The organism is Leifsonia sp. Leaf336, from assembly GCF_001423695.1.
GTDB lineage: Bacteria > Actinomycetota > Actinomycetes > Actinomycetales > Microbacteriaceae > Leifsonia.
The window spans coordinates 483,275-498,319 of record NZ_LMOZ01000002.1 but is presented as its reverse complement, the minus strand read 5'-3'; the positions used below and the strand labels follow the sequence as shown (position 1 = coordinate 498,319).

The following is a 15,045-nucleotide window of genomic DNA, read 5'->3' as shown; positions in this document are numbered from 1 at the left end:
AACGGAGGCGATCTTGCTCGACGCGCCCGGGAATCGCGGCCAACGGAGGAGATCTGGCCGGATCGGGGCGGAAATCCTCCGTTTGCGGCAGGCGGCCGGCGCCAGGCTAGCCGGTGGCCTCGGTGGGGTCGCCCTTGAGGTCGATGCTGATCTCGTCGGCGTCGAGATTGCTGAGGGCGCCGGCGAGCACATCGGCGCTGAACGTGCCGTCGTCGCGCGCATCGAGCAGCGCATCGCGCTGGGCGCGGATGCGCTGCAGTCGCGCCGTCTTGTGCTGGTTGAAGGCCTCCGGCGTGCGCTCCCGCGTCTCCGGCTGCGGAACCGCTTCGCCGGCTTCGCGCAGGAGTTCCAGGAGCCGTGCGCGCTCCTCGCGCTCCGCCGCAGGGTCGGAGGCCGTCGGCTTGACGATCTTCAGCGCCAGCCCGAGCGTCCCGCCCTGGAGCAGGAGCGACCCTGCCGCCACCAGGAAGGCGATCAGCACCAGCACCGAGCGGCCGGGGGTGTCTTGCGGGAGGCTCTGCGCGGCGGCCACGGTGACCGCCCCGCGCATGCCGGCCCAGACGACGATCGAGCCCTCGCGCCAGCCCAGCGGCGCGCCCGTGAAGTAGTCGATGTCGGCCAGCACCCGGCGCAGGCGCGTGCCGAACCGGGCGATGTTCTCGACCGTCCACGTCCGCTGCCGCTCCCGCTGGCGGCGCACGAGGCGGCCGCGCCAGCCCGACTGCGTCGCCCCGATGCTGTCGCGTGCGGAGGCCGCGGCGTCCGGCACGCCCGCCACCTTCGCCACCTCCGCGTGGGCGACCGCCGGGTCGGCTGCGAGCACCTCCGCGTGCGCGTCCGGGTCCGTCACCGGATCTCCCGGCAGCTCGGGGAGGGCGTCGGGAGGCAGCGGCCCCTGCTCGAGCAGCCGCTGCGCGGCCTCCGGGTCCTGAAGCCGCTCCTGCAGTTTGGTGAGCGTCGGCCGCATCCGCGCCCGGCGCCGGCTGCGACGCGCCAGCAGAGCCAGCAGCGGCGCCACGAACGCGGCCCGGATCAGGATGGTGAGCAGCAGGGCCGCCGCGGCGATGCCGACCGCGGGCAGCACTCCCGAGTGGTCGTTCTGGACCTTCTGCACGATGCCGAAGAGCTCGAGGCCCATCGTGAGGAAGATGATCCCCTCCAGCACGAGCTCGACCGTCCGCCAGTTCTGCGAGTCGGACAGCCGGTGCTCCGGCGAGAGCACCCTCGGCGCCCGGCTGCCGGTGATGAGGCCGGCAACGACGGCCGCGACGAGCCCGGAGGCTCCGAGCGCCTCGGCCGGGATCGACGCCAGGAACGGCACCGTGAACGAGATGACCGTGTTGACCGTCGCGTCCTTCACCCGCGCCCGCACGATGAGGTTCAGCCGGCCGACCAGCCACCCGAAGACCACGGCGACGACCACCGAGTAGAGGAACGACAGGGTGACCGCCCCGATGGTGAACGTGGCGACGGCCGCGGCGGCCACGGCGGCGCGCAGCAGCACGAGCGCCGTCGCGTCGTTGAGGAGGCTCTCGCCCTCCAGGATCGCGACCACGCGCGGCGAGACGCCCGCGCGCTTCACGATGCCGGTGGCGACCGCGTCGGTCGGGCTCACGATCGCGCCGAGCGCGACGCTCCAGCCGAGGCCGAGCCCGGGGATCACCCAGGCGAAGAACATCCCGAGCAGCACCGAGCTCACGATGACCAACACCACCGACAACCCGCCGATCGCCCCGAACTCGCGCCGGAAGTTCATCGACGGCATCGACACGGAGGCCGAGTACAGCAAAGGAGGGAGGACCCCGGCGATGATCCACTCCGGCTGGATGGTGAGCGCCGGCACGAACGGGAGGAAGGACACGAGGATGCCGACGACCACCAGGATCAGCGGCGAGGCGACGCCGAAGCGCTGCCCGAAGGTCGTCGCGGCGGCGATGGTCAGCACGGCGATGACGCCGATGACCAGGACCTCCTCCATCCGCCCGGCCTCGCCTAGAGCACGATGTGCATCGCGCGGGCAGCGTCCGAGATCGAGCCGGACAGCGACGGGTAGACCGTGAACGCCCGGGCGACCTGGTCGACGGTCAGCCGGTGCTCCACCGCGAGGGCGAGCGGAAAGATCAGCTCGGAGGCCCTCGGGGCGACGATGACGCCGCCGATCACGGTGCCGGAGCCGGTGCGCGCGAACAGCTTCACGAAGCCGTCTCGGATGCCGAGCATCTTCGCGCGCGGGTTCGACTTGAGGGCGAGCTTGTAGATGTCGCCCTGGGCGATGCCCTCCTCGATCTGCTTCTGGTTCCAGCCGACGGTCGCGATCTCGGGCTGGGTGAAGATGTTGCTCGTCACGTTGCGCAGCTCGATCGGGTTCACGGCGTCGCCCATCGCGTGGAAGACGGCCGTGCGGCCCTGCATCGAGGCGACGGAGGCGAGCGGCAGCAGATCGGAACAGTCGCCAGCCGCATAGATGTTCGGGATCGAGGTGCGGGCGACCCGGTTGACGCGGATGTGCCCGGACGGCGTGAGCTGGACGCCGGCCTCCTCGAGCCCGATGCCCGCGGTGTTCGGAATGGAGCCGACGGCCATCAGACAGTGGCTGCCCTGCACGGTGCGCCCGTCGGTCAGTGTCGCGACGACGCCGTTCTCTGTGCGGAGGACCGACTCGGCCCGCGACTTCGACAGCACCTGCATGCCGTTGCGCTTGAAGACGTTCTCGATGACGCGAGCGGCGTCGGCGTCCTCGCCGGGGAGGACCTGGTCGCGCGACGAGATCAGCGTGACCTTGGAGCCGAGCGCGGTGTAGGCCGAGGCGAACTCGGCTCCCGTGACGCCCGACCCGACGACGATCAGGTGCTCGGGGACGGTGGCCAGGTCGTACAGCTGCGTCCAGGTGAGGATGCGCTCGCCGTCCGGCACGGCGGACGACAGGATGCGCGGACTCGCGCCGACCGCGATCACGATCGTGTCGCCCTCCACCCGGTCGAAGTCGGTTCCGGAGGGTCCGGTGCCGGTCGAGACGATGATCGCGTTATCGCCGTCGAGCCGGCCCTCGCCGGTGACGATGCGCACGCCGGCGCGCACGAGCTCGGCCCGCATGTCCTCCGACTGCTGGCGAGCCAGACCCATGAGACGCTTGTTGACCGCCGCGAGGTTCACCGCGATCTCGGGACGCACCGGTTTGCCGCTCGCTCCGCGCGTGAAGAACTGCACGCCGAGGTCGGTCGCCTCGGAGATGGAGTTGGTGGCCTCCGCCGTCGCGATGAGGCTCTTCGAGGGGACCACGTCGGTGATGACGGCCGAGCCGCCGACGCCGGAGCGCTCCACGAGTGTGACGTCCGCGCCGAGCTGCGCGCCGGCGAGCGCCGCCTCGTAACCGCCGGGACCGCCGCCGAGCACGGCGATCCGCTGCTTCCGCTCGAATTCATAGGCCATACCCATCATTCTTCCGTATCGGGATGCACCGATGCGCACCCTCGCCGACCCTGCAGCCGCGGAAGCCGCTCAGTAGAGTTGGCTCATGCTCGAAACCACCCGGAACCCGCTCGACGACCGCGCCACCGACCCGTTCGAGATCGCACAGCAGGCAGCGGCCCAGCTCGCCGAGAAGACCGGCGTCGCCAAGCACGACATCGCGCTGACGCTCGGCAGCGGCTGGGGCAAGGCGGCCGATCTCATCGGTGAGACCGTCGCCACCGTCCCCGCCCACGAGATCGTCGGCTTCAGCAAGCCGGCGCTGGAGGGCCACGTCGGCACCCTGCGCTCGGTCCGCCTCCAGAACGGAAAGCACGCCCTCGTGATCGGCGCCCGCACGCACTACTACGAGGGCCACGGGGTGCGCCGGGTGGTCCACAGCGTGCGCACCGCCGCGGCCGCGGGGGCCACCACGATGGTGCTCACGAACGGCGCCGGCGGCATCAAGGAGCACTGGACGCCGGGCACCCCGGTGCTCATCAGCGACCACATCAACCTGACGGCGGACTCGCCGCTCGAGGGCGCGACCTTCATCGATCTCACCGACCTCTACTCGAAGCGTCTGCGCGACATCGCCCACGCGATCGACCCGACCCTCGACGAAGGCGTGTACACGCAGTTCCGCGGCCCCCACTACGAGACGCCGGCCGAGGTGCAGATGGCCAAGGCGATCGGCGGCCACATCGTCGGCATGTCGACCGCTCTGGAGGCCATCGCCGCCCGCCAGGCCGGTATGGAGATCCTCGGGATGTCGCTGGTGACGAACCTGGCGGCCGGCATCCAGAAGACGCCGCTCAGCCATCAGGAGGTCATCGACGCCGGCCGGGAGGCCGAATCGGTGATCAGCGCCCTGCTGGCCCAGATCGTGGAGGCCCTGTGAGCACAGAGACGACCCCCGCCGACACCCCGCAGCTGCTCGCCGACGCGCGCGCCTGGCTGGCGCAGGACCCCGACCCCGAGACCCGCGCCGAGCTCGAGCCGCTCGTCGTCGCGGCGGAGGCCGGCTCGGCCGTGGCGGTCGACGACCTCCACTCGCGCTTCGACACCCGGCTGGAGTTCGGCACCGCCGGGCTCCGCGGCGAGATCGCCGCCGGCCCCAACCGGATGAACCGGGTGCTGGTCGCGCAGGCCGCCGCCGGGTTCGCCCGCTGGCTCCTGGAGCACGCGGAGGGCGCGCAGCCGTCGGTCGTCATCGGCTACGACGGCCGCAAGAACTCCGACGTCTTCGCCCGCGACACCGCCGAGCTGATGGCGGGAGCGGGCGTGCGCGCCGTGCTGCTGCCGCGGCTGCTGCCGACACCGGTGCTGGCGTTCGCCGTCCGGCACCTCGACGTCAGCGCCGGCGTCATGGTGACCGCCAGCCACAACCCGCCGAACGACAACGGCTACAAGGTCTACCTCGGCGGCGAGAACCACGGCTCGCAGATCGTCTCGCCCACCGACGCCGAGATCGCCGCGCACATCCTGGAGGTGGCGAAGGGCGATATCGGCGACCTCCCGCGTTCGGAGCAGTTCGAGATCGCATCGCCCGACCTGGAGGCCGCCTACATGGAGGCGACGGCCGCCGTCGCCACGACCTCGGCGCCCCGCGACGCGGTCTCGTTCGCGTACACCGCGATGCACGGCGTCGGCTGGCGCACGGCGGAGGCCGTGTTCGAGCGCGTCGGGTTCTCGCGCCCGGTGGTCGTCGCCGCGCAGCGCGACCCCGACCCGGCGTTCCCGACGGTCTCGTTCCCCAACCCGGAGGAGCCTGGCGCGATGGACCTGTCGTACGCGACCGGCCGCGACGCCGGCGTCGACCTGATCATCGCCAACGACCCCGACGCCGACCGGCTCGCCGTCGCGATCCCCGACCCCGGATCGGCCGACGGTTTCCGTCGCCTGAGCGGCAACGAGGTCGGCGCGCTGCTGGGCTGGCGCGCGGCCGAGCTCGCCGAACGGGCCGCGACCGAGGGCGCCGCGTTCGGAGCGCTCGCCTGCTCCATCGTCTCCTCCCCCGCTCTCGCCGCCGTCGCCGCGGCGTACCGCCTCGACTTCGCCGACACGCTGACCGGCTTCAAGTGGGTGTCCCGCGCCCCCGGGCTGATCTACGGCTACGAGGAGGCCCTGGGATACCTGGTGAATCCGCAGACGATCCGCGACAAAGACGGCATCTCGGCCGCGACCGCGTTCCTCGATCTCGCGAACGAGCTCGCGGCCTCGGGCCGGACGATCGCCGACCACCTCGAGGCGTTCGCCGAGCGTTTCGGCTACTTCGCCAGCGACCAGATCTCCCTCCGCGTCACCGACCTCTCCCGCATCGGCGAGATCATGGCCGCACTGCGGTCGACGCCGCCGAGCAGCCTCGGCGCCGTCGCCGTCGACCACATCGACGACCTCCGCGACGGCTTCGGCGGCCTCCCGCCGAGCGATGTGCTGCGCATCGTCCTGGCCGACGGGTCGCGGGTGATGGTGCGCCCGAGCGGCACGGAGCCGAAGCTGAAGATCTACATCGACGCGTCGAGCGATCAGGGCTCGGTGACGGAGCGGCGTGCCGAGGCGACGAGTCGTGTCGCGGCGCTGGCGGAGGCGATGCGGGCTCTGACGGCCTGACAGCGGGCAGACCGGTGGAGGACGTGCCGGGGTTGACGCGCGAGCGCGCGTCGGCGAGGCTGGGATGATGCGTGTGAAATTCCAGACCATCGTCCCGGTAGTCATCCTCGGCCTCCTCGCGGGATGCGCGACGACGGCCGACGGAGGCCAGGGCCGCACGTCGACGCCCACTCCGTCGGCCACCGCGGGCGCCCTCGCGACGGCTGCGCAGAGGCAGTTCGCCGCATTGGAGGCCGAGCACGACGCGCGTGTCGGTGTCTACGCGGTCGACACGGGCACCGGGGCGCACATCGCTTACCGCGCCGACGAGCGCTTCGGCTACGCCTCCACGTACAAGGCCCTCGCCGCCGCGGCGGTGCTCGCCGACCCGCCGGCCGGAGGGCTCGACTCCCCGGTGGGCTACACCTCCGACGAGCTGGTGGCGTACTCCCCCATCACCGAGCAGCACACGAGCACCGGGATGACGCTCCGCGAGCTCGCGGACGCTGCCGTGCGCTACAGCGACAACACCGCGGGCAATCTGCTGCTCACGGCGTTGGGAGGGCCGGCCGGGTTCCAGGAGGCCTTGCGCGAGCTCGGCGACACGGTGACCCGTCCGGAGCGCGCTGAACCTGCGCTGAACGAGCTCACGCCGGGCGGGACCGACGACACGAGCACGCCCCGCGCGCTGGCCACCGACCTGCGCGAGTACGCGCTCGGCTCCGCCCTCCCGGCCGATGCCCGCGCACAGCTGAAGACCTGGCTCGTCGGCAACACCACGGGCGACGCGTTGGTCCGCTCCGTCGCCGCGTCCGGCTGGACCGTCGGCGACAAGACCGGCAGTGCCGACCACGGCACCCGCAATGACATCGCCATCATCTGGCGAGACGCAGGCACGCCGATCGTGATCGCCGTGCTCACCGACCACACCGCAGTCGACGCCGACACCGACGACGCCCTCGTGGCCTCCGCGGCCGAGGCGGCGCTGCGCGGCCTCGGCGCTCTCCGCTGAGTCGCGAGGAGACGCATTGCCCCGATCCGGCGGTCGTCGCCGCGTCAGCCCAGCGCTTCGTCCAGCTTCTGCTCGAGCTCGTCGAGGTCGAAGTAGTTCTGCACCACGATGACGTCGGCGTTGGTCGGGCCGATGCGGTCGATCAGCTCCGGCGACGTGAGGATGATCTGAGCGTCGCTCGCCGCGGAGGTCACGCTCGCGACGTCGGCCGCTGTGACGTCGGCGTCCAGGCCCAGCCGATCGAGAACCCGCTCGGCGTTGACCTTCAGGATGCCGGAGGTGCCGATGCCGGCACCGCAGATCGCGACGATCTTCACCGGGCTGCGCCTTCGGTGAGCGTGAGGATGCGCTGCACCTCCGCGACGTCGGGCGCCGCGGCCAGCGCCGGGATCGCCTCCGGGTCGTTGAACACGTTGGCGAGCTCGGCCACGCTGCGCACGTGCCCCTCGGGCGTGGAGACGGCGAGGCCGATCACCACCGAGACCGGGTCGTTGTGCGGATGACCGAACACCACGGGCTCATCGAGGGTCACGACAGAGAGCCCGTCGTGGTGCACGTCGGGGCCGGGTCGTGCGTGGGCCAGCGCGAGGCCGGGGGCGATCACGATGTAGGCGCCGAACTCCTCGATCACCTGGATCATCCGGGCGCCGTAGCCCTGCTCCGTCGCTCCCGAGCGCGCCAGCGCCTCCCCCGCCAGCTCGACGGCGTCGCGCCAGTCGGAGGCGTGGGCTCCGACGGTCACGGCGGAGTCGGGCAACGGTGGCAGCGGCATGTGTCAAGCGTACGCGTTAGCGCGTCACGAACGCTCGAAACCCGCTGTGATGATCTCGGCCAGTTCTTCACGCTGCTCGACCGGGAGGAAGGCCCCCGCGGCAGCGTTCAGCTGGAAGATCTCGAGGTCGGTGCGGTCGTACGAGAACGCGTCGGCGAGGATGCTCAGCTCGCGCGTGAGCGTGGTGCCGCTCATCAGGCGGTTGTCGGTGTTGACCGTCACCCGGAAGCCGAGCTGGTACAGCAGGTCGAAGGGGTGGTCGAGGATGTCGTCGCCCCACGCCGCGATCGCACCGGTCTGCAGATTGGAGGTCGGGCTGGTCTCGAGCGCGATCTCGCGGTCCTTCACCCACTGCGACAGCGTGCCGAGCGTCACGTAGGTGTTCTCGTCGTCCTGGCGCTCGATCGTGATGTCCTCGGCGAGGCGCACGCCGTGACCGAGGCGCAGCGCCCGGCCGTCGAGGAGCGCGCTGCGGATGCTCTCGAGACCGTCGGCCTCGCCCGCGTGCACGGTCGACGGGAAGAAGTTGGCCGCGAGGTAGTCGAAGGCCGCGCGGTGGTTCGAGGGCGGGAAGCCCGCCTCCGGGCCGGCGATGTCGAAGCCGACAGCTCCGCGGTCGCGGTGGCGCACCGCGAGCTCGGCGATCTCGAGGCTGCGGTCGGTGTGGCGCATCGCGCTGACCAGCTGGCCCACGCGGATGCGGTGGCCGGTCGCCCGCACGTCGTCGATGCCCTGCTCCAGGCCCTCCTGCACCGCCTCCACGGTCTCGTCGAGGCTGAGGCCGCGCGTGAGGTGCTGCTCAGGGGCCCAGCGGATCTCGCCGTAGACGACGCCGTCGGCACCCAGGTCTTGCACGAACTCGCGGGCGACGCGGGTCAGCCCTTCGCGGGTCTGCATCACGGCCGTGGTCAGGTCGAAGGTCTTGAGGTACTCCACGAGCGAGCCCGAGTTGGACTTTTCGCCGAACCAGGCGCCGAGCGCGGTCGGGTCGCTCGCCGGGAGGTCGAGGCCGATCCCGTCCGCGAGTTCCAGCACCGTGGCGGGCCGCAGGCCGCCGTCCAGGTGGTCGTGCAGCGACACCTTGGGCAGTGCCCGGATGTCGGTCCCGTCGTTCAGCGTGTAGCCGCCCACGTTCTCGCTCATGCTCATGTCTCCCAATCTACTGAAGGCCGCGTACCGCGCGGCAACCGCCGAGTCCGCGCCGCTGCGCGAGGCGCGGGTCAGGCGATGCGCTCGGCGACGAGCGGGGTGCGCTCGAAGGGGGTGCCGGGAGGCGCGATGCGGTAGGCGCCCTCGAGGGCCTCCAGGGCGCGCTCGAAGCGGGCCGGCTCGTCCGCCGAGAGGGTGAACAGCGGCTGGCCCGCGCGCACCTCGTCGCCGGGCTTGGCATGGAGGTCGATGCCGGCCGCGTGCTGCACCGGGTCCTGCTTGCGGGCGCGCCCGGCGCCCAGGCGCCAGGCGGCGATGCCGAACGGCAGGGCCTGCTGCTCGACGAGCACGCCGTCCGCCTCCGCGACGACGGTGTGCGTCTCGCGGGCGACGGGGAGGGCCGCGTCGGGGTCGCCGCCCTGGGCGCGGATGGTCTCGCGCCACTTGTCCATGGCGCGGCCGTCCGTGAGGGCGGCCTCCACGTCGGCGTCCGGCTTCCCGGCGAGCGTCAGCATCTCCCGCGCCAGAGCGACCGTCAGGTCGACGATGTCGGCCGGGCCGCCGCCGGCGAGCACCTCGACCGACTCGCGCACCTCGTTGGCGTTGCCGATGGCGAGGCCGAGCGGGACGTTCATGTCGGTGAGCAGCGCGGAGGTCGCGACGCCCGCGTCCTTGCCGAGCTCGACCATCGTGCGGGCGAGCTCGCGCGACTTCTCGATGTCCTTGAGGAACGCGCCGGACCCGAACTTGACGTCGAGCACCAGGGCGCCGGTTCCCTCGGCGATCTTCTTGGACATGATGGAGGACGCGATCAGCGGGATGGCCTCCACTGTGCCCGTGATGTCGCGGAGCGCGTACAGCTTGCCGTCCGCGGGCGCGAGGCCCGAGCCGGCGGCGCAGATCACGCCGCCCGCGCCGCGGAGCTGCGCGAACATCTCCTCGTTGCTGAGGTTGGCGCGCCAGCCCGGGATGCTCTCCAGCTTGTCGAGCGTGCCTCCGGTGTGGCCGAGGCCGCGACCCGAGAGCTGCGGCACCGCGACGCCGAACGCGGCGACCAGCGGCATCAGCGGCAGGGTGATCTTGTCGCCGACGCCCCCGGTGGAGTGCTTGTCGGCGGTCGGCTTGCCCAGGCCGGAGAAGTCCATGCGCTCGCCCGAGGCGATCATGGCCAGCGTCAGGTCCTTGATCTCGCGGCGGGTCATCCCGTTGAGGAAGATCGCCATCGTCATCGCCGACATCTGCTCGTCGCCGACGTAGCCGCGCGTGTACGCGTCGACGAGCCAGTCGATCTCGGCGGTGCTCAGCTCGCCCCGGTCGCGCTTGGTCCTGATCAGGTCGACGGCGTCGAACGCCTCGACCGCTGCGGTGCTCACGAAGATGTAACCCCTACGTCGTTGGTCATACTGTGTCGATGGTCAAACTGTGTCGTTGGTCGTGCGGTAGTCGGCGGCGCCGTGCTCTTCGGCATAGGCGGCGAGCTGCCGCGGTCCGAAGGCGTCGGGCAGCACCTCGTCGATCGTGCGGATGCCCGAGACGGTCTCCAGCAGCATCCCCTCGGCCGAGTGCTCGTAGAGCAGCTGGCGGCAGCGGCCGCACGGCATCAGGGTGTCGCCGTCGCCGTTGACGCAGGTGAAGGCGACGAGATGGCCTCCGCCGGTCATCGCGAGCGACGACACCAGGCCGCACTCGGCGCACAGGGTGATGCCGTAGCTGGCGTTCTCGACGTTGCAGCCGCTGACGATCCGGCCGTCGTCGACGAGCGCCGCGGCGCCCACCGGGAACTGCGAATACGGCACGTAGGCGTGCGTCCTGGCCTCGTTCGCGGCGGCGCGCAGCGCAGCCCAGTCGATCTGCTGCGCGGTCATGACTTGATGTACGGCTTTCCGTCGGCCGCGGGCGCCCGTGACATCCCGACCAGGCCGGCGACGGCGAAGATCGTCACGACGTACGGCAGCATCAGCATGAACTCGCTCGGGACCGGCGAGCCGATGATGCCGAGCACGTTCTGCAGGTTCGTGGCGAAGCCGAACAGGAGGGCCGCGAGGGTCGCGCGGATCGGGTCCCAGCGACCGAAGATCACGGCCGCGAGGGCGATGAAGCCCTGACCGGCGGTCATCTCCTTCGAGAAGGCGCCGACGGAGCCGAGCGTGAAGTACGCGCCACCGAGACCGGCCACGGCGCCCGCGAGGGAGACGTTCCAGAACCGGGTTCCGTTGACGTTGATGCCCACGGTGTCCGCGGCCTCCGGGTGCTCGCCGACCGAGCGGAGGCGCAGGCCCCAGCGCGTCTTGAACAGCCCGAACCAGACCAGGAAGATCGCGATGTACATGAGGTACTCGATGATCGTCTGGTCGAACAGCACCTTTCCGATGATCGGGATGTCGCTGAGGATCGGGATGGGCCAATCGGGCAGACGGGGCGGGTGATTGAGCACCTGCGGGTCGTTCGCGAGCACCGTCGAGTAGAGGAAGCTCGTGAGGCCGGTGACCAGAACGTTGAGCACGACACCGACGATGACCTGGTCGACGAGGTACTTGATCGAGAACGCCGCGAGCACGAACGAGACGAGCACGCCGGCGACCATCGCCGCGAAGAGGCCGACGACCCAGCTCCCGGTGAGGCTCGCGGTCATCGCCGAGACGAAGGCGCCGGCGAGCAGCTGGCCCTCGATGGCGACGTTGACCACGCCGCCGCGCTCGGAGATCACGCCGCCCAGGGCGCCGAACACCAGCGGGACGGAGAGGCTGATCGTGCCGAGCAGCAGACCCGTGACCGGCACCGGCAGCTGCCCGGAGCCCGCCCACGCCAGGAACGCGAACATGAACAGCAGCGCGAAGACGATGACCAGCCAGATCGGGGTCTTGCGGACGCGCCACGAGAGCCACGCGCTGTACGCCGTGATCACCGCGAGCAGGATCGTGACGACGACCGTGGTGGTGAACGTGTCGACGGTCAGGTTGGGCAGGGTGATCGCGTCGGACTTCTCCGAGAACCGGAACGTACTCTCGCCGTGGCGAGGGAACGCGAAGAAGAGGATCAGGCTGATGATCACGAACACGCCGAAGGCGATGGGCGCCTTCCAGGAGCGGATCTCGGCCTTCTCGAGGACGATCGGAGAGGAGTCGGGGACGACGGGGGCCGCTGTGGTCACTTGGCCGCCACCTCCTTCGTGACGATGGGACGCTGTCTCCGGGGCGTGCTCCCCGGCGTCGGCAGGCGGAAGATCGCACGCACCAGCGGCGGAGCGGCGACGAAGAGGACGATGAGGGACTGCATGATCAGCACGATGTCGATCGGGATGCCCCCGGCCTGGATCGTGTAACCGCCGGCCTTGAGCGCGCCGAACAGGAGGCCGGCCACGAACACGCCCCACGGCCGCGACCGGCCGAGCAGGGCGACGGTGATCGCGTCGAACCCGATGCCCGCGTCGACGCCCGAGCTGATGCCCGCGGGGAAGACGCCGAGCGCCTGGCTGGCTCCCGCGACGCCGACGAGGGCGCCGGCGAGGAGCATCGCGTAGACGTAGATGTTCTTGACGTTGATGCCGGCGACACGGGCGGCGTTGGGGTTCTCGCCCACGGCACGGAAGCGGAAGCCGAGGCTCGAGCGGTTGATCAGCCACCACACGAAGACCGTCGCGGCGATGACCACGACGAACGCCCAGGTGAGGTTGTACTGCACGCCCAGCAACGGCGGGAACACCGCGTTGGCGTGGATCGGCGGCGCCTTCGGGTTGTTCGACCCCGGCGCCTGCAGCAGGCCCTTGGTGCGCAGCATGTACGAGATCAGATAGAACGCGATGTAGTTGAGCATGATCGTCACGATCACCTCGTGCGCGCCCGTCCTCGCTTTCAGGAGGCCGACGATGCCGGCCCAGACCGCGGCTCCGGCGATGCCGGCGAGCACAGCGACGACCAGGTGGATGACCGGAGGCAGGTCGAACGAGAAGCCGACCCAGGCGGCGGCGGCCGCGCCGATCAGCAGCTGCCCCTGGCCGCCGATGTTGAACAGGCCGACCCGGAACGCCAGCGCGACACCGAGACCGGCCACGATCAACGGGGTCGCGAACGTCAGGGTCTCGGTCAGCGGGCGGATGCCCGCCGCGAACGTCGGACGGCCGAAGTTGTAGATCGCGCCCTGGAACATCGAGGTGTACGCGCTCGACACCGAGGTCCAGATGGCGGAGAACGTATCGCCAGGCCGCGCGAAGAAGTAGCCGGACGCCTTCTGCACGCCGGGGTCGGTGAACGCGATCAGGATCGCTCCGACGACGAGCGCCAGCACGACGGCCAGGATGGAGATGACCACCGGGCCGCCCATGATGTCGCGGACGGCCTTGTTCCAGCGGTCGTCGTTCTCCGGCTTCGCGGCCGGCTGCCCGGGCTGCGCGGGCTGGGCCGGCGCCACGGGCTGGCTGGGCGTGGGGGCGGTCATGCTGCTGCTCCTGCCTGCTCCGGCGACTCGCCGGCCATCATGAGGCCGAGCACGTCGCGCGACGTGTTCCCCGGCACGATTCCTACGATTCCGCCGCGGTACATCACGGCGATGCGGTCGGCGAGCGCCGCCACCTCGTCGAGCTCGGTGGACACCACGATCACGGGCACGCCCGCGTCGCGCGTGGCGACGATGCGCTTGTGCACGAACTCGATCGATCCCACGTCGAGGCCGCGCGTCGGCTGCGCGGCGACGAAGAGGCGGAGGTCGCGGCTGAGCTCGCGCGCCAGCACGACCTTCTGCGCGTTGCCGCCCGAGAGCCGGCCGACCTTCTGGTCGATCGACGGGGTGCGCACGTCGAACTCGCTGACCTTCTCTTCGGCGAAGTCCTTCAGGTACGAGAACTGGATGGTGCCGCCCTTGACGAACGGCTCACCCGTCGAGCGGTCGAGCATCAGGTTCTCCTGGATGCTGAACTCGCCGACGAGGCCGTCCTCGTTTCGGTCCTCCGGCACGAATCCGACGCCGGCGTCGAGCACCTTGCGCGGGCTGCGGCCCTGGAGGGGCTTGCCGTCGAGGAGGATCTCGCCCTCGACGCGCGGCTGGAGGCCGAGGATGGCCTCCGTCAGCTCGGTCTGGCCGTTGCCCTGCACGCCGGCGATCGCGAGGATCTCGCCCGCGCGGACCTCGAAGCTCACCTTGTTGACGACGAGCTGGCCGATCGGGTCGATCACCGAGAGGTCGTTGACGACGAGCGCGGGCGCGCCCGGGTTCGCCTCCTCTTTCTCGACGGTGAGCGACACCGCGCGGCCGACCATCATGGAGGCCATCTCGGCGTTGGTCGCGGTGGGCTCGGTCTCGCCGACCACCTTGCCGAGGCGGATGACGGTGATGCGGTCCGCGACCTCGCGCACCTCGCGCAGCTTGTGGGTGATGAAGACGATCGCGGTGCCCTGCTCCTTGAGCTGGCGCATGATCGCCATCAGCTCGTCGGTCTCCTGCGGAGTCAGCACGGCCGTGGGCTCGTCGAAGACCAGCACCTTGGCGTTCTGCGAGAGCGCCTTGATGATCTCGACGCGCTGCTGCACGCCCACCGGAAGGTCCTCGACGAGGGCGTCCGGGTCGACGTGGAAGCCGAAGCGGGCCGAGATCTCGCGCACCTTCGCGCGGGCCGCGTTGAGGTCGAGCCGGCCGCCGAACTTGGTCTGCTCGTGGCCGAGCATGACGTTCTCGGCGACGGTGAAGACGGGGATCAGCATGAAGTGCTGGTGCACCATGCCGATGCCGGCCTTCATGGCATCGCCGGGGCCCGAGAAGTGCTGGACTTCGTCGTCGAGCAGGATCTCGCCCTCGTCGGCCTGGTAGAGGCCGTAGAGCACGTTCATGAGGGTGGACTTGCCTGCGCCGTTCTCGCCGAGCAGACAGTGGATCTCGCCGGGTTCGACGGTGAGATCGATGTGGTCGTTCGCGACCAGGGCACCGAACCGTTTGGTGATGCCGCGAAGTTCGAGCTTCATTCGGGTGGGTTCCTTCTCTACTCGCCCGGGGTGAGCACAGAGCCTTGGGGGGAGGGCACGCGACAACGGCCGGTGGCCACGATGCGCATCCTCACCCTACCTTTCTGCGCATATGTCAGTGT

At 70.6% G+C, this 15,045-nt stretch carries 13 protein-coding genes; 3 read left to right on the top strand and 10 right to left on the bottom strand.

The features are described from left to right. Positions 1–106: 106 nt before the first annotated feature. Positions 107–1,978 carry a cation:proton antiporter domain-containing protein gene (locus tag ASF88_RS11240; RefSeq protein WP_055918131.1) on the bottom strand — a complete coding sequence of 624 codons (1,872 nt, stop codon included), beginning with the start codon at positions 1,976–1,978 and terminating at the stop codon, positions 107–109. A 14-nt stretch (positions 1,979–1,992) separates the two neighbouring features. Next, positions 1,993–3,429: an NAD(P)H-quinone dehydrogenase gene (locus tag ASF88_RS11235; protein ID WP_055918128.1), complete on the bottom strand. Its 1,437-nt coding sequence runs from the start codon at positions 3,427–3,429 to the stop codon at positions 1,993–1,995. A gap of 85 nt (positions 3,430–3,514) precedes the next feature. Here ASF88_RS11235 and ASF88_RS11230 point away from each other — a divergent pair, with 85 nt between their 5' ends. The 3 genes from ASF88_RS11230 (at position 3,515) to bla (ending at position 7,051) form a co-directional block, all read left to right on the top strand. Then, the gene (locus tag ASF88_RS11230; protein WP_055918125.1) at positions 3,515–4,348 is read left to right on the top strand and encodes a purine-nucleoside phosphorylase; all 834 of its coding nucleotides are present in this window, start codon (positions 3,515–3,517) and stop codon (positions 4,346–4,348) included. Beyond that, positions 4,345–6,060 carry a phospho-sugar mutase gene (locus ASF88_RS11225; RefSeq protein ID WP_055918121.1) on the top strand — a complete coding sequence of 572 codons (1,716 nt, stop codon included), beginning with the start codon at positions 4,345–4,347 and terminating at the stop codon, positions 6,058–6,060. Before ASF88_RS11230 ends, ASF88_RS11225 begins: the two co-directional genes overlap by 4 nt. 73 nt (positions 6,061–6,133) lie before the next feature. After that, a complete protein-coding gene (bla, locus tag ASF88_RS11220; protein WP_442915025.1) occupies positions 6,134–7,051 on the top strand; it encodes a class A beta-lactamase in 918 nt (305 codons plus the stop codon). 44 nt (positions 7,052–7,095) lie between these two features. Here the strand turns inward: bla and ASF88_RS11215 are convergent, their stop codons facing one another. The 8 genes from ASF88_RS11215 to ASF88_RS11180 form a co-directional block, all read right to left on the bottom strand. Further along, positions 7,096–7,368, bottom strand: coding sequence for a PTS sugar transporter subunit IIB (locus tag ASF88_RS11215; protein WP_055918115.1), 273 nt, complete (start codon positions 7,366–7,368; stop codon positions 7,096–7,098). Continuing rightward, on the bottom strand, positions 7,365–7,823 hold the full coding sequence (locus tag ASF88_RS11210; RefSeq protein WP_055918112.1) for a PTS sugar transporter subunit IIA: 459 nt from the start codon (positions 7,821–7,823) through the stop codon (positions 7,365–7,367). The genes ASF88_RS11215 and ASF88_RS11210 overlap by 4 nt, the downstream gene beginning before the upstream one ends. 24 nt (positions 7,824–7,847) lie before the next feature. Further along, complete coding sequence (locus tag ASF88_RS11205) at positions 7,848–8,966, bottom strand: adenosine deaminase (protein ID WP_055920323.1); 1,119 nt, start codon at positions 8,964–8,966, stop codon at positions 7,848–7,850. A 77-nt stretch (positions 8,967–9,043) separates the two neighbouring features. Further along, the gene (locus ASF88_RS11200; RefSeq protein WP_055918109.1) at positions 9,044–10,345 is read right to left on the bottom strand and encodes a thymidine phosphorylase; all 1,302 of its coding nucleotides are present in this window, start codon (positions 10,343–10,345) and stop codon (positions 9,044–9,046) included. Between the two features lie 42 nt (positions 10,346–10,387). Continuing rightward, positions 10,388–10,837: a cytidine deaminase gene (locus ASF88_RS11195; RefSeq protein ID WP_055918106.1), complete on the bottom strand. Its 450-nt coding sequence runs from the start codon at positions 10,835–10,837 to the stop codon at positions 10,388–10,390. Then, positions 10,834–12,123 carry an ABC transporter permease gene (locus ASF88_RS11190; RefSeq protein WP_055918103.1) on the bottom strand — a complete coding sequence of 430 codons (1,290 nt, stop codon included), beginning with the start codon at positions 12,121–12,123 and terminating at the stop codon, positions 10,834–10,836. Before ASF88_RS11190 ends, ASF88_RS11195 begins: the two co-directional genes overlap by 4 nt. Next, on the bottom strand, positions 12,120–13,406 hold the full coding sequence (locus ASF88_RS11185) for an ABC transporter permease (RefSeq protein ID WP_055918100.1): 1,287 nt from the start codon (positions 13,404–13,406) through the stop codon (positions 12,120–12,122). The genes ASF88_RS11190 and ASF88_RS11185 overlap by 4 nt, the downstream gene beginning before the upstream one ends. Further along, positions 13,403–14,923, bottom strand: coding sequence for an ABC transporter ATP-binding protein (locus ASF88_RS11180; RefSeq protein ID WP_055918098.1), 1,521 nt, complete (start codon positions 14,921–14,923; stop codon positions 13,403–13,405). The genes ASF88_RS11185 and ASF88_RS11180 overlap by 4 nt, the downstream gene beginning before the upstream one ends. Positions 14,924–15,045: the final 122 nt, after the last annotated feature.